The 23,214-nt window shown below is 48.2% G+C and carries 15 protein-coding genes; 1 reads left to right on the plus strand and 14 read right to left on the minus strand.

The window, feature by feature from the left end:
* Positions 1–4 precede the first annotated feature (4 nt).
* The 4 genes from AC5FX6_RS21215 to AC5FX6_RS21230 all read right to left on the minus strand — a co-directional run bounded on the left by AC5FX6_RS21215 (position 5) and on the right by AC5FX6_RS21230 (position 6,824).
* Positions 5–2,791, minus strand: a complete 2,787-nt coding sequence (locus tag AC5FX6_RS21215) for an outer membrane beta-barrel protein (protein ID WP_493598964.1) — start codon at positions 2,789–2,791, stop codon at positions 5–7.
* Positions 2,792–2,815: 24 nt separating this feature from the next.
* Positions 2,816–3,547, minus strand: coding sequence for a GLPGLI family protein (locus AC5FX6_RS21220; RefSeq protein ID WP_493598965.1), 732 nt, complete (start codon positions 3,545–3,547; stop codon positions 2,816–2,818).
* Between the two features lie 119 nt (positions 3,548–3,666).
* Positions 3,667–4,656: a bile acid:sodium symporter family protein gene (locus AC5FX6_RS21225; RefSeq protein ID WP_493598981.1), complete on the minus strand. Its 990-nt coding sequence runs from the start codon at positions 4,654–4,656 to the stop codon at positions 3,667–3,669.
* A 194-nt stretch (positions 4,657–4,850) separates the two neighbouring features.
* Positions 4,851–6,824, minus strand: a complete 1,974-nt coding sequence (locus AC5FX6_RS21230; protein WP_493598966.1) for a transglycosylase domain-containing protein — start codon at positions 6,822–6,824, stop codon at positions 4,851–4,853.
* 379 nt (positions 6,825–7,203) lie between these two features.
* On the opposite strand from AC5FX6_RS21230, the gene purB reads away from it, so the two are divergent.
* Positions 7,204–8,556: an adenylosuccinate lyase gene (purB, locus tag AC5FX6_RS21235; RefSeq protein ID WP_493598967.1), complete on the plus strand. Its 1,353-nt coding sequence runs from the start codon at positions 7,204–7,206 to the stop codon at positions 8,554–8,556.
* Positions 8,557–8,636: 80 nt separating this feature from the next.
* Here purB and AC5FX6_RS21240 read toward each other — a convergent pair whose 3' ends face one another.
* The 10 genes from AC5FX6_RS21240 to AC5FX6_RS21285 all read right to left on the minus strand — a co-directional run bounded on the left by AC5FX6_RS21240 (position 8,637) and on the right by AC5FX6_RS21285 (position 22,733).
* Entirely contained in the window at positions 8,637–11,072 is a 2,436-nt protein-coding gene (locus AC5FX6_RS21240; RefSeq protein ID WP_493598968.1) for a hypothetical protein, read from the minus strand.
* A 30-nt stretch (positions 11,073–11,102) separates the two neighbouring features.
* Positions 11,103–12,251 (minus strand): DUF4249 domain-containing protein, encoded by a 1,149-nt coding sequence (locus AC5FX6_RS21245; protein WP_493598969.1) that lies wholly within the window; start codon positions 12,249–12,251, stop codon positions 11,103–11,105.
* A 5-nt stretch (positions 12,252–12,256) separates the two neighbouring features.
* A complete protein-coding gene (locus AC5FX6_RS21250) occupies positions 12,257–15,037 on the minus strand; it encodes a TonB-dependent receptor (protein WP_493598970.1) in 2,781 nt (926 codons plus the stop codon).
* A 54-nt stretch (positions 15,038–15,091) separates the two neighbouring features.
* Positions 15,092–15,826 (minus strand): hypothetical protein, encoded by a 735-nt coding sequence (locus tag AC5FX6_RS21255; protein WP_493598971.1) that lies wholly within the window; start codon positions 15,824–15,826, stop codon positions 15,092–15,094.
* A 378-nt stretch (positions 15,827–16,204) separates the two neighbouring features.
* A complete protein-coding gene (locus AC5FX6_RS21260; protein WP_493598972.1) occupies positions 16,205–17,350 on the minus strand; it encodes a glycosyltransferase in 1,146 nt (381 codons plus the stop codon).
* Positions 17,350–18,324: a glycosyltransferase family 2 protein gene (locus tag AC5FX6_RS21265; RefSeq protein WP_493598973.1), complete on the minus strand. Its 975-nt coding sequence runs from the start codon at positions 18,322–18,324 to the stop codon at positions 17,350–17,352. Before AC5FX6_RS21265 ends, AC5FX6_RS21260 begins: the two co-directional genes overlap by 1 nt.
* 5 nt (positions 18,325–18,329) lie before the next feature.
* On the minus strand, positions 18,330–18,848 hold the full coding sequence (locus AC5FX6_RS21270; RefSeq protein ID WP_493598974.1) for a DUF4199 domain-containing protein: 519 nt from the start codon (positions 18,846–18,848) through the stop codon (positions 18,330–18,332).
* A gap of 30 nt (positions 18,849–18,878) precedes the next feature.
* Positions 18,879–19,388, minus strand: coding sequence for a DUF4199 domain-containing protein (locus AC5FX6_RS21275; protein ID WP_493598975.1), 510 nt, complete (start codon positions 19,386–19,388; stop codon positions 18,879–18,881).
* 59 nt (positions 19,389–19,447) lie between these two features.
* Positions 19,448–20,719: a dihydroorotase gene (locus AC5FX6_RS21280; RefSeq protein ID WP_493598976.1), complete on the minus strand. Its 1,272-nt coding sequence runs from the start codon at positions 20,717–20,719 to the stop codon at positions 19,448–19,450.
* Between the two features lies 1 nt (position 20,720).
* Positions 20,721–22,733, minus strand: a complete 2,013-nt coding sequence (locus AC5FX6_RS21285; protein ID WP_493598977.1) for a BatA domain-containing protein — start codon at positions 22,731–22,733, stop codon at positions 20,721–20,723.
* Positions 22,734–23,214: the final 481 nt, after the last annotated feature.

Here is a 23,214-nt window from a genome sequence, read left to right on the forward strand (position 1 = left end):
AGACTTAGTTTATAATCTGGATGGACCTGCCTCCTCCCCGGTTACCTATCGGGTTTAGGTGCTTGTTGATGGAGTAGGTAAAACTCAGCATGAAATAGCGTCCTAACGAATTGAGTGTCTCGCGCTCCACATAGTTGATATTGGCAGTTTGGTTTATACCCAGGTTCTCATCCAGCACATTCAGGGCCGATAGCTTCAGTTCACCACTTTTGTTCTTCAGGAACTGCTTCGATACAGACATGTTGAGCATAGGTATACGCTGGCTGAAGTCAAAGCCTGGGTTATCAAAGAGCATGTAGTCGAAGTTCGTATTCAAGTTGAAGAGCTTCGGCAGGTATAAGTTGGTTTCAGCTGAATACGTTTGGTTAAAGAACTGCTGATTATCTCCAAACTCATATTTGGTGCGCTGCACTGTGTAGTTTGCACGCAGGTTAAAATCAAAAAGCTCCTTCAGGCGGTATTCGTAGCGCAGGTTACCGTTCAGGTTCTGTATCCGGATGTCGTTTGCCACTTCGTTCACTAGGTTGATGCTCTCTTGCTGCCGCACATTGGCGCCGATGTTAAAGCGACTGTTCAGCTTCTTGACCGGGAAGCCAAGTGAGGCAAAACCGCTGATCATGGTGTTGTGGCTCACATTGACTGGTTGCGTGATACGGATCAAGCGATCGGTATAGCTCTGAGCGTTCGTAATGGCATTGTTGGTGTAAGAGGCATTCACAAAAGTGAAGAAATTAATCAGCGTACCTGGGTCAAAGGTGCTGAAGTTGAGGCGCCATTGGTGCATATAGGCAGGCCGCAGCTCTGGATTACCTTCGTAAATGTTCAGTGGGTTAGAGTTGTCTACTACAGGTTGCAACTGCCGTATAGTAGGCTCCTGCACAGTTGTTTCATAATTGAAGTCTACGCGTCGGTTACCTGTAAATTCGTAATTGAATCGCAAGGTAGGCAGCACATTCTGATATGTCTTACGGATGTCGTCATCAAACCCCAGAAGCTCACCAGTCAGGTCGGTGTGCTGCAGGCTGGAGCCAACGGTCAGGCTATATTCTCTTCTGTTCATCCGGAAGTTCATACCTGCCCGGTGATACTGGTAATTGCTGGTATAGCCATTACTGAGCAATTCGTTGTATAAACGGGATTCACCTTCTTCCACGTCGTATACCTGACGGTCTACTTTGTTGATGTTCTGGCGGTAATTATAGTTCGCCTCCAGGTAGCGTCGGTTTCCGAGCGGTTCGGTGTAGGCCAGGTTGGTGCTTAAACTATAGTTCTCCGTTTCCTGCTTATTCTCCTGATCCAGCACATTTACAAGTCCATCTGCAAAGGTATTGACAGCCTGTAAGGTGCCATCGTTTTGGTTCAGGCCGGTTCTGAACTCCGTGTTAGAGGAAATAGTGCGACCTGCTTTTGGGAAGCGGTGCCTAAACAGGATGCTACCGTTGGCGTTTAGAGCAGAGCCATCTGAAAAAGCCGTATTGGTGCTCTGGTTTTGGAGCTGGTTTTCGCCATCGTAAGTTTCTACCTCACTCCGCTGGTTTGAGCTGGTTTCGTTATACCCGATGGCACCTGTCACTTTCACGGAGTTAGCCGAGTCTATTTTGTAATCAACCGTAAAGTTGGCTCTGTGGTTAGTATTGCCGTTGAGTTGTCGGCTGCGCTGGTCTGTACGCACATCTGTGTTACGCAAAAACTCCAGGCGCTCCAGATCACGGGCAATGTTGTGATCAAGTTTGTTGAAAAAGTAGCTGCCATTCGCCTCTACCTTCTTGCTAAGTTGATTGTTGAAATTCAGACCACCCGCGTAGCTATCCATCAAGCCATTGGTACGGCCACCAAAGTTCAAGGGTACACCGGAGCTGTTGTCGGATGAGATGGATATGCGAGCACCGCCGCCGCCAGCCATTTGCTGCATACCTCCACTGAAAGTCATGTAGTCGTCAAAGCCGAAGCCCTGTGCATTCACATTGTTAGCCATACCAAGGAAGGACAGCTGCTTGCCATTGCTGAACCGGTTAAGGCTCGCCTTGGCTTGATAGCGTTCGTCCGTGCCTATACCTGCCATGGCATTACCAAAAGCACTGTTGCGCTTTTCTTCTTTTAGCTGTAGGTTGATGGTTTTCTCGCGTTGCCCATCGTCTATACCTGTAAACATGGCCTGGTCCGATTTTTTATCAAAGACCTGTACCTTATCAATGGCGTCGGCTGGAAGATTACGGGTAGCCAGCTTCGGATCGCGACCAAAGAATTCCTTGCCATCCACTGTCACACGCTGCACCTTCTCCCCTTTCACCGAGATCGAGCCGTCGTTTTCCACATCCACTCCAGGTAACTTTTTGAGCAGGTCTTCGGCTACAGCGTTGGGCTGCGTCTTAAATGAGCCAGCATTATACTCGATGGTATCTTTCTTGAACACGACCGGGCTCTTCTCGCCCTGCACCATCACTTCCTTCAGTTCATTTGACAGTGGTTTCAGCTGCAATGCGCCCAAGTCCAGCAGGTTTCCTTCTACCGGAAACTGAAGCTTTTGAAAATATGGAGAGTAACCCAAGAAGGTAGTTTTGAGCAGCAGTTCACCTTTATTTACATTCTTGATTTCAAAACCGCCTTGCTGATTAGTAGAGGCAAAACTTACCAGGGAAGAGTCTTTGGCCTGCAGGATTAGCACGGTGGCACCTGGCAATCCGGCCTGTTTTTCGTCCTGCACTTGCCCTTTTAAGGTATAGCGCTGGGCTGTCGCAACGTGAGCCAGACAAAAAAAGGTGACAAGAGAGAGTAGTATATATTTTTTCATAGCCGTGTGGTTAGCGCTCCTCTGTTAGCGAATGATCACATTTCGGCCACCATTCTGGCGCATGCGCTCCATCTGCTCATCTACCATCGCCTGGTACTCCTGCTGAGTGACTTTCTGACCTTTGCTTGGGCGTGACATCTCTCCTTTCCTGAGCGGGCGTTGCTCTACTTTAATCGCCTTGATCACACGCTCCCCATTGTTAATATCAACTGCCAACACTGCACCAGGCAGTGTATTATAAGATTCAGGGCCAAGTGCCGGTCTGAGTTTATCCGTATACCAGGCTACCACTGCTGTGTTCCTGGCTTCATCTTCATAGTAGGCCTGCTTACAGGTATAGCCTTGAATCTCTTTAGTCTCTGTTCCAAACTTCCACGGACTGATGCGGATGGAATCTTCGATGATATACTTTTTGCCCATGAACTCCGTCAGCAGTACTTTCTGGGCTGTACTCTGATCATAATAGCTTTCGTTGAGCGGTACCCGCATGTTGATGCGCATACCGCCACCACTTGCCGTGAACTGGTCCTCGTCTTCTTCCAAAGGCCTGTAAAGCGACTCCTGCGCATTATAGAAAAGTTGCTGCTTGGTAGTCCGGTACTCTGGGATCATGCTCTTCATAGCCTCCTGCTCAGGACCGAGCCTACGGTGCATGTTCATCGTGTTTTCGTAGGTAATCACACCCTCCTGGGCGTAAACAAGCGCTGCAGCCAGCAGTAGTGCCAGTGTCAGTATTCCAGAGACGAACTTTTTCATATGCTATCTTTTTTGAAATAAAAGTACAGCAATATGTTATCCTCTGGTGTTAAGGACTGTTAACGAAAGGTTAATCAAATGTTAAAGTTTGAAAGGAAGCCCGGAAGCCAGAATGAAGCCTACTCGCCCTGCACATTGAGTCCGGCACGACGGGCGATGGACTGCGCAATCACACTGGAAGCCAGCAACTGCAGCGCGTGGTAGATCATGATCGGCAAGAGCATCAGGCCTACCATGTCCGCATCAGGAAAAAGCACTTTGGCCATCACCGTGCCGTGTACCAGTGACTTTTTGGAGCCACAGAAGATAGCCGTAATGCGGTCAGCGGGGTTGAAACCCATCATACGGCTGATCCCGTTCACAATGATGTACACCAAGAAGAAAAGCCCGATCATGGCCAGCCCCAGCAGCAGCAGATTGCCGATACTGTAACCACTAAACATATCGCGGGCAAAAGACTCACAGAAAGAGGTATAGACGATCAGCAGGATAATCACTTGATCAGATAAACGCAGTTGCTTGCGATTGCGCTCCGCAAAAGCGCCCCAATAGCGATGCAGCACCACGCCCAAGGCTACTGGCACCAACACCTGCAGTACCAACTTGCCCATCACATTACCCATGTCGAAGTCTCCGGAACCAGCCGTCAGGTATAGCCCCATCCAGAGCGGCATGATAAACACACCCACCAGGCTCGAGATACTGGCATTGAAGATAGCCGCCGGTATGTTGCCACCTGCTATCGATACCATAACCACCGACGAGGACACCGTGGACGGCAAAGCCGCCAGGTAGAAAGTTCCCAGCCAGAGCAGCTCATACGAGGTACCCTCAAAAAAGCCATGCAAGGGTATAATCAGCAATGGGAAAAGCAGAAAAGTAGAGGCCTGTACCACTAGGTGAAGCCGCCAGCTCCCCAATCCTGCCCGGAGTTTTTCAGGGCTCAGGCGAAGGCCGTAAAAGAAAAAGATCAGGGAAACGCCGATACCGGCAACATCATTTAATGAGACTGGGTCGCGATCCACGCCGCCTGCAGGCCATAGCCAGGCCAGCACGATCATCCCGATCAATGCCAGCAGGAACCAGTCGAAACCTGCCCGAACCAGCAGTTCCTGTACACTTTTAACACTGAAGCGAGGTTTAACTCGGCTGTCTGGGTCGTCAGGTAGGGGCGTCAGGGGTGTGCTCACAGGTATATTTTGTTCGGTTGATAGAAGAGAAGGCCAATTATAACCAGGCTCAAAACAAAACAACGGCCGGCGCAATTACAAGCGCCGGCCGTTGTTTCAGGTATAAATACAAGTTAGAAACCCAACATATCTATTGTCTCGAGCTCAAACTCAGTGGTATCTTCATAATCGGCATCCGGCGCTGTCACGATCAGATCGCGGGCACGACCGTAAAGCCGGACATTCGGTTGCAGATTTTCGTATTCGGCCTGCGATATGAGTCCCCGCCGTGCCATGATGCCTCCAATCAAACGATAGTAACCTGACTTCCAACTGCGCAGGTTGCCGTAACTGTCGAAAGACGAGCGGTACCGCTTCGGACTCGGAATGATACTGGTCAGGAAGATCGACTCCGCCAGATTAAGCTCAGAGGGCTGCTTTCCAAAATAAAATCGCGAAGCATCCTTTGCACCGTACACGTCCGGCCCCCATTCGATGATGTTGAGGTATATCTCAAACATCCGGTTCTTCGACACAATATCTAAGTTCTCAATCAACCACACGATAATGGCCTCCTCTACTTTGCGCGACACGGTTTTCTTACGTGTCAGGAACACGTTCTTGACCAGCTGCATCGAGATCGTACTACCTCCACGCACAAACTCCCTGTTCTTGATGTTGGTGGCAATCGCCTGTCGGAAAGCCTCTTCGTGAAACCCATTATGGCTATAGAAACCAGCATCCTCGGCTGTGAGCACGGCGTTGCGCAGGTATGGCGAAATCTGCCCGATCGGAGCATAAAACGGGTTGGATGGCCCTACCATGAAAGTACGGATCGGTTTGCCATACTCGTACATGGTGTGCATAAACGGACCTTTCAATTTATCCAGGTTCGCTGAACCCCATTTCACTACCCTGAAATCCTCTGATGCATCCAGGTCAGAATCAAACACAACACGCTCTACACTGTCGAGGTTGACATGGAATTTCATTTTGTATTGCAGCTTTCCTTCTGCCTGTATACCTTCCAGCGTTTCAAACAATCCGTTCGGCAGTGACTCAAAAAAATCATTCGCCGGCAGTTCTTCTGTTCGCACCCTTAAGTCGATGATCTTGGAATTGGCGTTCTGATAAGAGGCGTACACATTGGCGCGGGCTTTGTTTACGCGCACCTCCGTCAGGCTATCTACCACAAACAGGTTCTGGCCCAGCGATACGACATAGTCAACCGCTCCTTCTCTCAGAAAGATATGCTCATCAGCCAGCTTTTCGTGTTTCACCTTCAGGTTGTTCACCATTGCTTTGCCACGCACTGTAAGTCTGTCACGGCGATAGCGTTTCTCATTCATACCCAGATGCAGGGTATCAAAAGCCACCGTTCCACTAAATTTCTCCTGAATGTAAGGCAGTCTGATGCCCAGCGTATCTGAAGCATAGAGGCTCGCCATGATATTATAATCCCGCGGGTCAATCGTACCTTTCACTAACATATTGTTAGTCAGTGAATCTGTACGGATGGACACCTCCGACTCAATATTCCCATCTTCGATCGTCAGGTAAGGCATCCGGATGTCGATGACACGATTGGGCGAGGTATAGGATACGTTCAGGTTACTGAAGTCGACCTGATCCGGCACATTGTCGAAAGCTGTTTCGAGCACACGGTTGAGGAGTTCTCCGTAGTTACGATCTTGCTTGGCAGTTGTATCGGCAGGCTGTGTGCTGTCTTTCTTGAACAGAAACGAAAAGTTGTTGCGGTCACCGTCTTTAATGGCGGTCAAGTAACCATTGGCCACGTTAAGTCGGCGCAGGACGATACGGCCCTTAAACAGGGAACGAAAACCTACAGTAGCATGCACACTGTCTGTTTTGAAGAGCTGCGGCTGCCCGTGTGGCACGAGGGTAATGTCGCTCAGCACCACAGAGGTAAGCCCGTTAAACTCTGCTTGTCCGATGTTAAAATCAACAGGATAACGGCCTTCCACTTTTTCCACTACACGGTTTATGGTATAGTTCAACAGTCTGCTCCTGAATACAAACAGGGAAATAAGTAGGATCAGGAAGAGACCCAGCACTACGCCGGCCCCTATCAATATTCTTTTTTTCAATCGCTGGTTCAAAATATCAAGATGCGAATTACGCTAATTAGATTAAGTATCAAAATATAGTGCCTATATAATATAGCACTTCTTCACGCATACGTAACTGCGTGTGGTTCGTGTTATCTAACCCGCATACGACCGCAGTCGGATTTAGATTTAAAGACAAACACTTCACAGCACAGCCACTTGCAAGAATAAGGCCAATCATTTCATTTACAATGATTTACACTTAACCAACAGCACTGCTGCCACTTACGTTCTTTTTGAGGGTAGTTGTGTGGCTTATGCTTCACCTAACCCTTAATAGTTGCTAAATAGCGCCAGGCTTATTTGGCGCACTATAGCTTTACTGCTTATCTTTGACCAACGAAACATTCTCATTTCCATGAATCTGACATCACTTACGGCCATTTCACCGGTGGATGGCCGCTACCGCCGTAATACAACTGAGTTAGCAGCTTATTTTTCTGAATTCGGACTGATCCGCTACCGTGTGCTGGTAGAAGTGGAGTATTTTATAGCCTTGTGCGAGCTGCCGCTGCCACAACTGGCCGGTGTGCCTCCTTATCAGTTTCAGGAGTTGCGAGCTATTTACGAACAGTTTTCAGAGGCAGATGCCCTGCGCATCAAGGAAACGGAAAAGACCACGAACCATGATGTGAAGGCGGTGGAATATTTCATCAAAGAGAAGTTTGATACGCTTGGTCTCAGCCAGTACAAGGAGTTTATACACTTTGGCCTGACCTCGCAGGACGTGAACAACACAGCTATACCCCTTTCGCTGCGCGAAGCTGACGACCGTGTACTGATGCCGCTTTATCAGCAGTTACATCAGACACTGGTAGAACTGGCGCAACAGTGGAAAGACATCCCGATGCTGGCCCATACCCACGGTCAGCCTGCCTCTCCTACCCGCCTGGGCAAAGAGATCATGGTGTTTGCGGAGCGTCTCGAAGCGCAGATGGACCAGGTACGCCAGGTTCCTTTCTCGGCTAAGTTTGGCGGTGCGACTGGTAACTTCAACGCGCACCACATCGCCTATCCAGATGTGAACTGGCCTGAGTTTGGCAACCGCTTCGTGCAGGAAGCACTTGGCCTGCGCCGTAGCCAGTATACAACTCAGGTAGAGCATTACGACAACCTGGCCGCGTACTTTGACGGTATCAAGCGCCTTAACACCATCCTGATCGACTTCTCGCGCGACGTATGGCAGTACGTATCGATGGGCTATTTCAAGCAGAAGATCAAAGCGGGTGAAGTAGGTTCTTCAGCCATGCCACATAAAGTGAACCCAATCGATTTTGAGAACGCTGAAGGCAACTTAGGTATAGCGAATGCTGTACTGGAGCACCTTTCGGCAAAACTGCCTATTTCCCGTTTGCAGCGCGACCTCACTGACTCCACCGTGTTGCGTAACGTTGGTGTGCCGCTGGCACATGTGGTGATTGCCCTAAAATCGCTGGAGCGTGGTATTAGTAAACTGGAGCTAAACGAAGCGGCGCTGCGTCATCACCTGGAAGAGAACTGGGCTGTTGTGGCGGAAGGTATACAGACCGTCTTACGTCGCGAAGGTTACCCGCAGCCCTACGAGGCGTTGAAAGACCTGACACGCAAAAATGAAAAGATCACCGAGCAGACAATCTCCAACTTCATTGATACGCTGCAGGTAAGCGATGCCATCAAGGCCGAACTGAAAAAAATCACTCCTTATAGCTACACAGGCGTGCAACTGCTTTAGTATATAATCACACTTCATAGAAAAAGCCCCTGCCGAATAGTAACGGCAGGGGCTTTTTCTATACCTATAGTGACTGGCTATTATTTCTGTGCGACCGGACCGTTGACCTTGATCTGAAGAAGCTGGTAACCTGTTTCGCCTGACGCTGCCAAACCCTGCACTACGACCAGGTAAGTACCCGGCTGATCTGAGGTGTAGAAGCTGATCTGCTCTCCTTTTCCTGGTTCAAGCTTTATCTCTGGAGCCCAGTGTAACAGGTTTCTAAAATCTGCCAATCGGCTGCGCTTCTGCTCCGGTGTGTCGTAGGCTGGTGCGTAGAATTCACGCTGCTGCTGAAGTCCCTCGTATGCCTGCATCAAGGCACGCGGATCAAGTTCAAAGCCTGCCAGATCACCTGCATAGGTTTGGTAGCTCACCAGTCCTTCATAGGCCATAGGCCCATGGAAAAAACGGCTTGCAATCACATCCAGCTGCTTGACCTTCAGCGGATCAAATGCCATGATCTTGTCAATATTAAACACAGGTACCCCGTCCAGCAGCACCATCGGGTTTTGACGGAAGATAGCCTTATAAGGGCGGTTCATCACCATAAAGTGGAAGCTACGGCCTCTTGTACGCACCTGCACGCCTTGCACATACTCTCGCATGACCTCTTCCATTACTTTGAAGCGCTTGTAGTCATCCAGCATGTATCGCTCTGATGGCTGCCCATAAAAGCTCGTGCTGTCTATACCTGGTGCGCTGAATCGATTGCGGTAGGCACCGTAGTAAGCATGCTCTACCTGCACCTGCAAGTGCCGCTCTGTTATTTCACCGACCCGTGACTCTGCGAGCTGAAAATCAGACAAGGGCTTGGAGGTATAGCGTGATGAGAAAGGACTTAGCAACTCAAAATGGTAGGTGCTGTCTTTTGCAAAATCGGTCTGCAACACGAGATCCTTGTTCCCATAGAAGTCCTTCAACTCAAATAATAGCTTACCGTCAGCGTTGCTCTGTGCATTATAAAAACGAATCGGGTGCCCCGGTGATGCCAGATAAGACATAATGCCTGGAGCTGGCTGGCCCGAGTTCTTGTGAGTTAATTTCCCATAGAGCAGATGCCCGTGGTTCTCTGGCACAAAAGCATGCTTGGACGGTTCTTTCTCCAGCACATCATTCCAGTCAAAGCGGCTCCAGCCCTGGGTAAGCATCAGGTTGTCCATGGCCTGACGATCTGCCTTGCCAGTGCTTGAAAAATAATAAGCAGGACTTTCAATCGTCCCTTTCAAGTCAGACTCGAGCCAGAGGTAGCTGGCAATATGCGTTTGCGGCTGTTGCTGCAGTGAGTCCAGTTTGTAAACCGCCATCGACAGATTAGCTGGCGTTTGAGAGGCAGCCTGCAGTTCCAGACTTACCTTGTCGCGCAGGGTATACTGCTGCTGTGGAGTCGTTACCTGCAATGCCAGCTCTTTCGTCGGTTGCTTGAAGTAAAGGCGCTCACTCACCGGCTGACCAGCTGTATTGAACACAGTAAAGTGTGTTATACCATCCGCCAGGTTCTCTTTGCTTACCCGGAATACAAACTTCCCATTCTGTAACAATGATCTTTCTGAGCTCACCACTTGCTGACGGGTATGCCCCAACAGGTATACGTGTTCGTCTGGTTTGCCTGCTGACTGTACAGCTATGTGCACATACTGGTCTGTGGTATCTGCCAGTTGCAGGGTATAGCCTTGCCCGTATACTTGAGGCAGGGCCTGCTTTAAAGTACCGCCCTCAGGTAGTTGAAGTGTAGCGGTATAGCGCTTACCCTGCTCAGGTGTGAAAGTAAAGCGCCCCATCCCAAACTTATGTACCGTCAGTTCAGCAACCGCATTACCTTCCTGGTCATGAACCTGACCCGTCAACTTGGCTCCTTTGCCACTCTGGTTCTCAGTAATTTTAAACGCTACCCGGCTGGCTATACCTGTCAGCAAGGTTCCACCTTCAGGGAAGAACTGCAGGGTATAGGCTTTTGCTTTAGGAGCCTCTTGCTTCGGCAGCTGCTCAAAGGTGTTGATGATGGATACCTGCTGCTGGAAGTAAAACTCAGGATCGAAGTTTTTCATCCAGCTGGTATAGGCTCGCACGGTGTACTTACCTGTTTGGAGTGTGGTAGGTAATTGAAAATAACCGCTCCCTGTCCCCTCTTTCATTGCTACTTTGGCCTGAAGGGCGGGCTTCTGTTCTGCGTCCAGCAATTCGACATACACCACCTTGCTCATGTCAAGCGGCTTGTGCAGGCTGCCGTCCACGTTGTATACCTTGAACCACATCTCATCACCGCAGGCATACACGGGTCTGTCAATGTGCAGGTATAGCTTCTCCTGTAGCGATGCCTGCCGGTGTTTCTGAAGGCTACTGTTCACGCTATCAAACTGACCTGATTGGGCGCTCACGGTTCCTATACCTGCTATACCCAAAGCAAGGCAAAGCAAAGTGCTTAGCGCATACCTTTTCTTGCCAGACTGTGGGTTATTGTTATGAATGTTGTTCATCGTTTCGGGCATTTGTTTCAGGTATGGCATCTATTCCCAAAAAGCTGGTTTAACATTAGAGCCTTGCAAGGTGCAATCCACGCACGGGCGTGTCCCGTAGGTATAGCCGATCGGCGAAACACCAGTGCCATAAACCTCATCCACTGGCACTAGGTAGCCTCCTGCGAAGCGCTCGGCAACCATGCCTGAGCTGATCAACACCGTATCGATAGGGCAAGTCGGGTAGTATAGTCGCCAATCACGCGGAAGATCGCGGTTATCGATGAAGATTCTTTTCGTTTCCATAGTCGTAGCCGACATATAGCCGATTACAGTTTCACCAGGGTTAGACAGGCTACGAATGTTGCTTGTCAGTTGAGAAGGAAGCGGATCGAAAAGTGTACCGATACTTTCAGTGTTTTTCTTCAGCATCTCCAGGTATTCGTAGGCCTCACGGGTCAGTGCATATTGCTTCACAAGTACACTGTTTTTCATACTGAGCTTTTCTGAATCATAAGGGATCGAGAGCAGCCTGTAATCACTGATTTTGTCTTCGTTCAGTTTCACAGTGGAGCCGATCTCAATCCTGGTAGAGTTCTCTGATTTCCAGCAGACATATATAGGCTTATCACTAGGCTCACGTTGCCGCACCTGTCCGTTTTCATATACAAGAATCGAATAAAAAGCTGATCGAAACTGCCAGGTCTGCTCGTATTCCCACTTATAGTAATGTGTATTATTATTCGGGTCATTAGAGTTGACATAGATTTTCACCTCGCCATCTTCAGCTTTCCATTGCACATCCCCAATAGCAGGGCTTTTTTTCACTTCCACATAATCTGAAGCATACTCGCTGCCTGTCCTGGTACGGATGTACAGCCTGTACTTTGTTGCGGTATTCAGCTGTAGGTTGGGATGCACATAGGTACCATAGCCTGTATGATGCAGACCGTAGCGCTCCCCATTCTCTGACTCCACCATTACAGTGGCATTTTCTTCAGCAGGAGGCGCGCCTGTATCGTTCAGGCTTTGGGTGCGGAGCAGCTGTATGGACGTGCGCCCATTGGCATTCAGAAAGCCATTGACCACCAGAAAGCTGCTAGGCGATTCAAGTACTTCAGGAAAATATGGTTCGACGCAACCGCTCACCAGGAGCATCACAAGCCAGACAATTGGGTTTTTCCAGTTCCGGATCTTCATGGCAATTAAAACTTAAAGTTGTAGGTAATAGTGGGAATCGGATGCCCGAAAATAGACATCTTATAGCCTCTTATCTGCCCGTTCTGTGATTTGAAATAAACTGAATAAGGATTTTTGCGACCCGTCAGGTTGTACACGGCTACTGTCCAGGAACTGTGCGCGAGTTTCGCAATCTTGTGGTTCCCCTCAATGTTCAGGGCCAGGTCGATGCGGTAATAGTCAGGTATGCGGTACTGGTTGCGATCAGAGTATAAGATGCGGTGCGATCCGCCGTCATAGTACTTGGCCAGTGGCAGTGTGATTGGGCGACCGGTGCTGTACGTGAAGTTAAACGAGGTGCTGAAGCGCTGACTGAAGCGATAGTTGCTGATCATGGTCAGGTCATGCGGCTTGTCGAAGTTACTCGCATACCACTCCCCTCTGTTGATCACCTCCGACACAGTTGGGTCATTGAGGCGTACCAAGGTGCGGGAGTAGGTATAGCTTACCCATCCGTTGAGCTTTCCGCTTGCTTTCTTCAGCATCAGTTCCACCCCATAAGCCTTGCCTTCAGCGTTGGCCACGTCTGTTTCAATGTGATGGTTCATAATAATGCTGGCACCGCTCCTATAGTCCAGGAAGTCCTGCATCCACTTGTAATAGGCTTCTGCTGAAAACTCGATGGTATTGGCACGCAGATTACGGTAGTACCCGAGCGCTACCTGATCGCCTACCTGTGGTTTGATGTTACTATCGCTTAGCTTCCAGGTATCCGTAGGTGCCATGGTAGCCGTGTTGGAGAGCATGTGCACATATTGGCGCAGTCTGTTGTAGCTCACTTTCACTGACGAGTTATCGGACAATACGTAGCGGGCCGAAAGTCTGAACTCGGGTCCATGATAAGTCGCAATCGATTCGCCGCTGCCATAAGCAACAGTGTCAACGATCGTGTTCAGCGTCTTGGGCAGACCTGGCGCATATTGCAGCACATCTCTCTGGCCAAGTGCAATGAAGAAAGAGTAGCGCAGACCAGCAGACACAGATAATTTCTGGCTGATGTCGTAGCGATCAGACACGTACAGGGCGCTTTCAATGGCTCTCTCCTGCTGCAGGTTGTCAGGCTTGATAAGCGACTCTGCATGGTTTGGTACCAGGCTGCCCGGGTTCACCTCATAGCGAATGGCGCTGGCACCAAAATCCAGGGTATGCTTTGAATCAGGGAAGTAGTTGAAGTCGACCTGCAAACCAGTCTGGCTGATTCCAAAGTTCATTACAGAGGCATTTGCCGCATTCTCCTCATTTGAGATGTCATAGCCGTAATGGCTGTAAGTGCCTGTCACTACACTATAAAGCTTATTGTGGAAGTTGTGCTTCCACTTCAAACTGGCATTTTGGTTTTGGAAACGGTATAAGGTATCAGCCGCCAGTTTAAAGCGGTCTTTGCTCATGTAACCGGTCAGGTACAGGCTGTTCTTCTCATTGATCTCGTGGCTTATATGGGTATTGAGGTCGTAAAAGGAGGCCTCACTATTACTAAAAGACTTGTTCGGGATCTTCTTAAGGAGCCAGTCAGAGTAGGTTGAGCGGCCTCCTACCAGGATGGAAGTTTTGTCCTTAACAATCGGTCCTTCCAATGTGAGGCGGCTTGTCAACAGTCCGATACCACCGGCTCCGCTAAACTGCTTCTTGTTGCCTTCGCGTGAGGTTACTTCCAGCACAGAGGACAAACGACCACCATAGCGGGCAGGTACAGCACTCTTATAGAGCTCCACAGATTTGATTACATCCGGGTTAAAAGCGGAGAAGAAACCAAAAAGGTGTGATGGATTATAGATAGCAGCATCGTTGAGCAAGATCAGGTTCTGGTCGGTGGAGCCACCGCGCACGTTCATACCTGTACTGCCCTCACCCACCGACTTCACACCGGGTAGTGTCAGCACGACTCTCAGAATGTCTGTTTCGCCAAAGGCAGTTGGTACCTGCTTGATCGTACGGATATCCAGGCGCTCCATACCCATCTGCAATCCCGTCACATTACGGTCTTTCTCGGCCTCCACCAGCACTTCTTTCAAAGAGCGGATGTCTTCCTCTACTTCAATATCCAGCTTGCCGTCACTGTGCAGTATAACCTGGCGTTTTGTATTTTTAAGCCCTACGGCCCGGATGTTCAGCTCGTGCCTACCTACCGGAAGCGATAGTGCGTAATAGCCATATTGGTCTGAAGCAGTACCGATGGAAGGCGATTCAATGTAAATGTGTGCCCCGATGATCGGTTCACCTGTATTGGCATCACGCAAGGTTCCCGCCAGATTAGCTTTGCCTGTCTTGCTAACGTTGGGTGTACCTATCTCGTATAGCTTGATTTCTGACTGTATTCTCTTCTTGTTATTCTGCTGAGGCAAATAAGCAGGAGCTGCAAGCTGACTGTTGCGTCTCGCCTCTTCTTCATCTTTAAAGAAGTTAGACGGCAAGCTGGTCATAATCGGATTTTGGCGCGTAATGAAAATCTGACGTTGCTCCGTGATCGCAAATTTATAGTCTGTGCCTTTTAAGATCTGAGCCAGTACCAGATTGAGCGGTTCGCCCTCTACCTCCACGTCCACCATAATGCTATCAGCCACAGCCTGCTCAAAGTAGAACTTATAAGGCAATCTGGACTCCAGCCGCTGCACGAAATCCTGAAACGTGATATTGCGGAATGAGCCGCTGATGAGCGGAGCCTCGTTCCGCTGCTGGGCTTGCAGTGTTGCCGTTGTGGTCATACAGCACAGCAATACCAGCAAAAATGCTCTGTAAAATTGGGTCATAAAAAAGGAAGAGAGCTTAAACTGATTTTTTAGATAGATCGGAGGTGCGCCACTTTACTGTTGGAGCGAATCATAGTGCGCTGCGGTTTTTACGATGGCGTTTTCGCGCTCTTTACCGAAACGGAGATTGTTAGCATTGGCAAATTTATTCAGGGGCTTCTTTTGGTCCTGCAACACCCGCATGACAGAGCGCTTGTTACTCACCGGATGATACACACCGTCTTTCACCAGGTAGAATCTGCTGGCATTTCTATACTCTCCTTCCATGCCATTGGTGCTGGCACGCTCAAACAGGGTCTTTTCACGCTTCATCAGCACGGTAACCGCTCCATTATAGAGCTGATCATAAAAGCCCGGCTTCATGGCAAGTCCTGTGGTACTGTCTGGTTGTAATCTGACAAAGGTATGGCCGTGTAGTCTGAAAGCTTCCACCCGTTCTTTAACCAGTCGCTGCGGCTGCCCGCTGCCGTGGTTCACGATCAGAAGTTCGTCCTGCACAAGGTCATACAGCATCGGCACCTCCTCAAACCAGGCCCCGTCGTATTTGACAGCCCCGTTCTGGTATATTTTGTCCTGATAAAACTGATGCCCCTCCACATAGGACTTGACAGGAACATGGTATTCCGGTCCGTTATACAAGTGGGCATGCACCCCGATGGCGGTTCTGTAATGCTTGAGGGCATCAGAAACAGCACTGCTCACGAAGCTGGTATCAGTTTGTGCGAAAATCGTAAAAGGTAGTAGGTTAAGTAGCAGGACAAGCGTCAGGCAAGCAGGGATTTTGTGCATATCAATTAGGTAGCTTCACAGCGAATACGGACATTAAATATAAAGTATGTTTGATGTTATGACAAGCGTGTCAGTAAAATATTTCAAAAAATACCACATTTTGTTTAACCGAATCAAACAGGCTATTTCCCTAAAATATAACTTAAACCATCTCCGGGTTATACCTCTGAAACACCATCGACTGTCTAAAACCAAAGTGGTCAAATGTTACCCGGTCCCTGTTCGATAAAATCAACCTATTCAATTTATTTCTGACAAGGTAAATAACTGCCGATGAGAGTAATGGTAACTTGAAGCTTTGTACTTATTTGATTCACCCTAAATGGTTAGGGTGTTCAGCAATACTGGTCGATATTGCTGATTTAGAAAGAGTCGGGGCTATACTTTATCCGCTAGTTCATACACAGAGTCCACAAAGCGGCCCCAGCTGAAGCGCTTCTTATACCGGGATATATTCTGAGCATATGCTGCTGCATTTGACTCGGTATAAAAATTAAGTATAGCGGCTGCTATCGCTTTAGGGTTAGGGTCTACAACATAGCCTACCTCCCCGTGTGGTACCAATTCTGAAAGACCGCCTACATTCGTCACGACCATTGGTTTGTCAAAGTGATAAGCAACCTGTGTTACGCCGCTTTGCGTGGCATGCTTGTAAGGCTGCACGACCAGGTCAGCCGCACAGAAGTAATGCCTCACTTCCGCATTGGGTATAAAATCTGTGCGAAGCTCAAGCCGATCCTGCAACCCGTGTTTCTCAATCTGATCACGATAAGGTTTTGCATCTTCGTAAAACTCCCCGGCGATTAGCAACTTGAGGTCAGGTATAGCCCGCAGTTCAGGTATAGCCATCGCCTCCAGCAAGAGGTCCAGCCCTTTGTAGGCCCGGATAAATCCGAAGAAAAGCAGATAATTCGTGTTGGGATCCAATCGCAAGGCAGCGCAGGCTTCGGCCTTACTTTCGGCAGGGCCAAAATTATCATAAAGTGGGTGTGGCAGGTATACGCTGGGCTTTATCGGCTCAAAGTGCTGCAGGTCCTGCTGCACGGCCCGTGACATGGTCAGGAAACCGTGACAGGCACTCAAAAAGTACTTCGTGAAAGGAACATCGCCAGGTCGATTTTCGTGTGGTACCACATTGTCGGTAATAGCCAGGATGCGACTATACCTGTTGCGCCTGATCAGACGGGCAATCGTACCAAGGGCCGGTCCCATAAAAGGAAGCCAATACCTGAAAATAACCAGATCAGGCCGTTGCTTACTGATGTAGTTGCCTGTGCGTACCCAACTGATCGGATTGACAGAATTGATGAGCGACTTGATCGTTATACCTGTTGGAGCAGGCTCTTTGGTAAACTGACTTTTGCCGGGGAAAAGAAAGGAAGGGTACTGCAGACTGAACGAAACAATTTCTACTTCGTCACCGGCCTCCTGAAAAGCCAGAGCAAGGCGCTCGTTAAAGGTAGACATGCCCCCACCCCGCAAAGGGTGCGCAGGCCCCACGATCACGACACGCCTTCCTGCCATTATTTCTTAATCAAACCTGCCCGGTCACGGATCAGGTATTCGTTCTTCTTACTGGATGTCATGGAGATCATCTCGGCTAGAAAACCAGCCAGAAATAGCTGTACACCTAGTATTACTGCCACCAGCGATAGGTAAAACAGCGGCTGGTCCACTACATCACGTACTCGCCCATCTGGGTACAGACTAAACATTTTCTGGATGATCAGCCAAAGCGTAATGCTCAAGCCCACAAAAAATGACAGCGTACCAAATGTACCAAAGAAGTGCATTGGACGCTTCTTGAAACGACTCACAAAAGTAATGGAAAGCAGGTCCAGGAAGCCGTATACGAAGCGCTCGAGACCAAACTTAGTAGTGCCGTACTTACGCTCCTGATGCTGCACCACTTTCTCACCTATACGCGTGAAGCCATTCCATTTGGCTATTACCGGTATATAGCGGTGCATCTCGCCGTGTACCTCAATACTCTTTACAAGCAATTGACGGTAGGCTTTGAGTCCGCAGTTGAAGTCGTGCAGCTTAATACCTGACAGGCTACGGGTAGCTGCGTTGAACAGCTTGGTAGGAATGGTCTTGCTGATCGGATCAAATCGCTTTTGTTTCCAGCCTGACACCAGATCAAAACGCTGGTGCTTGATCATGTCATACAGGGCCGGAATCTCTTCAGGGCTATCCTGTAGGTCGGCGTCCATCGTAATGACTACCTCGCCGCTGCAGCGCTTGAAGCCTTCGTTCAACGCTGCCGATTTACCGTAATTTCGGTTAAAGCTAATGCCTTTGACAGTATTGTCTTCGGCACTTAAATCTGTGATCACATCCCAGGAACGATCTGTGCTACCGTCGTCCACCAGGATGATCTCATAAGTAAAACTATGTGCGTGCATCACACGCTTGATCCAACGGACCAATTCAGGCAGCGATTCCTCTTCATTCAGAAGAGGAACCACTACTGAGATATCAAAAGGGTATTGCATGCTATTTATTCAAACTCTGGGCGCTTATTCTTCATGATAGCAGCCACTATAAGCGAAATCAGGAAACCAACGATCAGATAGCCTACAATAGACCATACGATCATCATGGCGGGGCTGGAGAAAGACTCTCCCATGGCAATGGCCTGATCGATCTGCTCATCGCTCATACCTCTCTCTTCCAGTTCAATACGCTGCTTGTCCATCAGGTTAGAGGTATAGTTTGTATCGATAAAGGAAGTGTAAATGAACATAAACACACCTCCTAATACACCAAAAACAAGTGCTACCAGCGTACCTATACCTAGACCCTGGCCATAAGACATATAGCCGTAGTTTTGCTTTTTGTACTCCTTCATAGCAATTACCATGAAGGCAATCAGGATGATATAGCCTAATGAGCCTACCCAGCCACTTACGTTCACTCCTGTGATAAGCAGGATAGCTGTGAATACAATGGAAGCTAGCGCGCCAAACAGGCCATACTTAAGCGCTACAGATGATACAGAAGGTTGGGTTTCAGTCATGGTTAATGTAGAGGTTTATGTGAATATGATTTACTTTCTAAAAAATACAGCAGCCACCACAGAAAACATCACCCCTACTAACATCCTGCTCAAAAAATCATGTGTCGCCAGCATACTTGGCGACAAGTTGTCTAATTCCTGATAGGCCTGCTCAAAGTTTGCCTCGCCTATCAACTTGACTTGCGCCTCACGGCTTATATCAAGCATCGCTCTAAGTTCTGTCACATGCTGTTGTATAATCTCTGGCCCTATCAGGTATAGCATCAGGTAGAGAAGCATGGCAGCACACAAGGCAGTATAAAAAGTAACTGCCAGGCTCACGCGTATACCTCTCCAGAATCCGACTTCAGCATCATGAAAGCTTTTGAAATAGCGCAGCCCCATAAAGATGAAGATCGGTAATGGCAGATAGCTCCATCGTCCCGCTTCACCCAGTGCATTAAACCCCATCAGGTGCAGGGCTAGTATAATCACAAAAGAAGCCAACCCACAGAGTACACCATAGCGAACCCCTACCCTTACAATCGTTTGATTCAGCATTTGTTATGCGCTTATTCAGAGTCAGCATTGCTGCTGACAGAAATATAGCTATAAATATATTAAAAAGAATGATTAAGTACTATTTGGCCTTTGTTTACGATGCCTATTACCTTACCTGTAAGCTCCTGCCCCAGGAAAGGAGAGTTCTTTGATTTGGAACGGAGACTTTCTGCCGTAGGAATCCATTTCAGGTCCGGATGAAAAAATGTAAGGCAAGCCTGCTCACCTTCCGCTATACCACATACAGGCATTCGCAGAATCTGACGAGGGGCGCTGGTCAGTTTCTCAATCAGTTTCTCCAAGGGTAACGCGTCACGCATAGTGGTATGAGCTACAGCGAAGGCCGTCTCCATGTTGATGATGCCGAATTCGGCCAGGTCAAACTCCAGCTTCTTGCTTTCGGTATCCTGTGGCTGATGTGCTGAAACAATGGCGTCGATAGTGCCATCTGCAAGCCCCTGCAAGATCGCTTCTCTATCGGCTTCGCTTCTGAACGGAGGGGACACTTTGTAATTGGTATCAAATGCTGCCATGGAATGATCCGTATAGGCGACTTGATAACTAGCCACATCACAGCTTACCTGTAAGCCCTTAGCTTTGGCGGATCGAATAGCTTCCACAGAAGCTGCGGTCGAAATAAGTGAGAAGTGCAGTCGCCCACCTGTGTATTCCAATAACTGCAGATCGCGGGTCACCATTACTTCCTCTGCCAGTGCAGGTATGCCTTTCATCCCAAGCTGTGTACTCACAATTCCTTCGTGTACCTGTCCGTACTCCGTTAGGCGGGTATGCTCCGGGCGGTTCATCAGCACACCATCAAAAGGCTGCAGGTATTGCAGCGCTTTAACAATTACCTCGGCTCCCTGCAGTGGTTTTGCGCCATCACTAAAAGCCAAGGCACCAGCACGCTGCAGGTCGATCATCTCCGTCAATTCCTTGCCCTGCGTATCCACGGTCACTGCACCAGCAGGTAACAAGTTTACAGGCAGCCCCGCTGTCTTAGCCTTCAGAAAATTGATGGCGCCTTTCGTCTGCACGACAGGCTGCACATTAGGCATACAGAGCACATCTGTAAATCCACCTGCAGCGGCAGCCTCTCCTAAGGACTCAATATCCTCTTTGTGCTCCAGACCAGGTTCGCCAACATGCGCATGCAGGTCTACCCAACCTGGGGACACACAGAGACCTTCCATCTCGATGGTTTGGTCTGCCTCCTGATCGTCCCCTCCTATTGAGACGATTATACCATTGTGGACTAATATGTTCTGACGCTGAAGATGAAAGTCTGAAGAGGGGTCGTAAATGCGGACTGCTTTGAAAAGAAGTTTCATGTTAGAGGAATCTGATTAGAGCTATTTCTGCCATCAAGAAAATCAGACACAATAATAGGCAATATTTCCAAAGGGTGACGCCAAAAAATCGTTTTTCAAACTCGCTCTTCACTGAGAAGGTATCGCTGTAATCGTAAACATGCACATGTTGCTGGTCTTTAGGCAGAAAACTTCGTAGCTCTGCCGGGCTGTACTGCTCAAGTAAAGACTCCTGTTTATCAAAGTTGAAGGCAAAACTTCCCACTACCTCCCCTTGTAGTTGCAAATCATAAAAACCGGCCTCTTCCAGGTCAGGCGGTACGTTAAATATCAGACGCCCCCCTCTGATCTGCTGCTCAGGTATAAATGCTATACTGTCTTTTACTAATTTATAGATGCTCTCTCCGCCTGTTTGCTTCTGCACAGGTATGTTAATAGCCATATTTTGCAAACGATAAGCAATCTGTTGCTCTTGTTTGTAACTACTGATAGCAAGTCGGTACATCACCGGAACAAAGAGCGCATGATTCACCAATTCGTTATGTTCAGACTGTAACGGAGCAGCCATCAGGTATACCTTTCCCTGCCCTCTATCAAAACGTGAAAGAAAAGGGGCGCCTCCTCTGTATTTCAAGATATCCTCTGAAGAGCGTGACCACACCAGACTTCTAACAGAAGCAGGCATTTGCATCTTAGGATCGTAATCTGCAAAAATGGTTTTGAAAAATGGGCTATCACGATCAGGTATAGCCAGCGAAGTTTTAGTTTTGCTGCCACTACTCAAACTGGCAGGTATCGTTAATGACTGCATCATAGCCGCATAGGAATTACTGCGCTCTGACACGGCTGAAGGTATAATGGCCAATGTCCCGCCAGCCTTTACAAAAGTATCAAGGGTGGAAACAAGGGCAGCAGGAATTTCGTCAAGGCCCTGTAGTATAATAATATCTGATGTGTTCAGACGAGCATAGTCTATATTGTTCGGTGAAAAGCGCTGGGTTTGGAATAATGGCTCGTTCCGATAAAGACGTTGCAGAGGACTAGCCTCATTTCCACTTATCTCTGTAATTGAAAGGCGTGCGGAAGGCTGAAGCACAAAATAATATAAATTATCAAACTCCACTGGATAATCCTCGACTTCTACCCAGGCTCGATTACTCCCATTTCCTCTAATTGTGAAATTGATAGCCGTTTCAGTTATTTGTTTTGGGGGCAAATCAATGCTCAGAGCGGCAATCTGCATATTGTCAATCACTAATTTGACAGGACAGTCAGATACCGCTTTATCACCAGCATTGTAAAGCCTAACATATAATGTTCCTTCCGTATCAGGTCTGATAAATTCATCAGCCAGGTATACAGAGTCGACAAACACATTCGAGGTGGCAGCCGCTTTTAAAGGAACAAGATGATAAATACGATTGCTGTCAGCTCTACTGAGCAGGGAGGGCTCAAAGAAGGACTTCTGAAAGTCTGAGAATAGAAAAACATGTTCTGCTGTAGCCTGATTAGCATTGAGGATCTGCTGACTTACAAATGGCCTGGTAGAGTGTGATAATTGATCCAAGGCATTTATAGCGTCACCAGAACCTACAGTGGCTGCTCTATTATAATTTGAATTTGTATTAACGCTGATAGCAGTTGTGGAAGGAAAAATATCAAGTACGCGTTTGGCCTGATCAGCTGCCACAGTTAAAAGTGTAAGATCTTCATCCGCATGCAGGTTTTGCATACTTAGTGAATTATCTAATGCTATAGTAACCTGAGATGAGTCGATGGGACGGACTGCTTCGGAAGCAGGCAGAAATGGTTGTGCAAATGCTAGTACCAGAAAGGTAATAAACAAAATACGAGCAGCCATAATAAGCAGCTCCTTTAAATTACGTTGACTTGCAGTAAGGTCTTTGGATACTTGTATGAACCTTACATTACTAAATTCTACACGCTTTGCCCTTCTTAATTGTATAAGGTGTAATACAATTGGGATTGATATCGCAGCAAGCGCCCATAAGAATGAGGGATAAAGAAATGCCATGTCAACAAGTTAGAGAGGATGTGTGTAATATACAACGTATAAGCTGAACATTACCATACGCTTCAGTACTTAATGAGATGCTTTTGATTTGTGAATATCGATATGAAGGATTGTACTCAGTCAAATACTTTTCAGCAAAGGCATAGTCTACTCTTGACTTTTCTTGTCAACAGGAAAATATAAAGCTTTACACATTAGCTTTAACTCCCGCATGCTTACCAACTACTGCAGCTTGTATCTTAGAAGCTATAGGATATTATAAGCTCCTGCTTCATGGTCTAGCCTTTCCTACCTTCTCTGACTCAGCCTTTTTATGGTCATTCCTCCACCTTTGCCCATAAGCTCAGAGGTGTCTAGGATTGCCCTGTCTCTCCCACTCTCCTGTCATTGCCTTCTCAGGCTCCAGCTTCCCTTTTAGGCTTCCCAGCCATTTACTTATAGGCCCGGGCCCTTCGCTGTTGGCGGCTGTTGGTGGGGTGTA

The organism is Pontibacter sp. LHS2, assembly GCF_058932845.1.

Excerpts from the sequence above, each read along its gene's own strand:
- AC5FX6_RS21255 (WP_493598971.1), bottom strand. The coding sequence starts at position 15,826 with ATGCACAAAATCCCTGCTTGCCTGACGCTTGTCCTGCTACTTAACCTA.
- AC5FX6_RS21260 (WP_493598972.1), bottom strand. The coding sequence starts at position 17,350 with ATGGCAGGAAGGCGTGTCGTGATCGTGGGGCCTGCGCACCCTTTGCGG.
- AC5FX6_RS21240 (WP_493598968.1), bottom strand. The coding sequence starts at position 11,072 with ATGAACAACATTCATAACAATAACCCACAGTCTGGCAAGAAAAGGTAT.
- AC5FX6_RS21220 (WP_493598965.1), bottom strand. The coding sequence starts at position 3,547 with ATGAAAAAGTTCGTCTCTGGAATACTGACACTGGCACTACTGCTGGCT.
- AC5FX6_RS21215 (WP_493598964.1), bottom strand. The coding sequence starts at position 2,791 with ATGAAAAAATATATACTACTCTCTCTTGTCACCTTTTTTTGTCTGGCT.
- AC5FX6_RS21250 (WP_493598970.1), bottom strand. The coding sequence starts at position 15,037 with ATGACCCAATTTTACAGAGCATTTTTGCTGGTATTGCTGTGCTGTATG.
- purB (WP_493598967.1), top strand. The coding sequence starts at position 7,204 with ATGAATCTGACATCACTTACGGCCATTTCACCGGTGGATGGCCGCTAC.
- AC5FX6_RS21270 (WP_493598974.1), bottom strand. The coding sequence starts at position 18,848 with ATGACTGAAACCCAACCTTCTGTATCATCTGTAGCGCTTAAGTATGGC.
- AC5FX6_RS21265 (WP_493598973.1), bottom strand. The coding sequence starts at position 18,324 with ATGCAATACCCTTTTGATATCTCAGTAGTGGTTCCTCTTCTGAATGAA.
- AC5FX6_RS21285 (WP_493598977.1), bottom strand. The coding sequence starts at position 22,733 with ATGGCATTTCTTTATCCCTCATTCTTATGGGCGCTTGCTGCGATATCA.
- AC5FX6_RS21245 (WP_493598969.1), bottom strand. The coding sequence starts at position 12,251 with ATGAAGATCCGGAACTGGAAAAACCCAATTGTCTGGCTTGTGATGCTC.
- AC5FX6_RS21280 (WP_493598976.1), bottom strand. The coding sequence starts at position 20,719 with ATGAAACTTCTTTTCAAAGCAGTCCGCATTTACGACCCCTCTTCAGAC.
- AC5FX6_RS21275 (WP_493598975.1), bottom strand. The coding sequence starts at position 19,388 with ATGCTGAATCAAACGATTGTAAGGGTAGGGGTTCGCTATGGTGTACTC.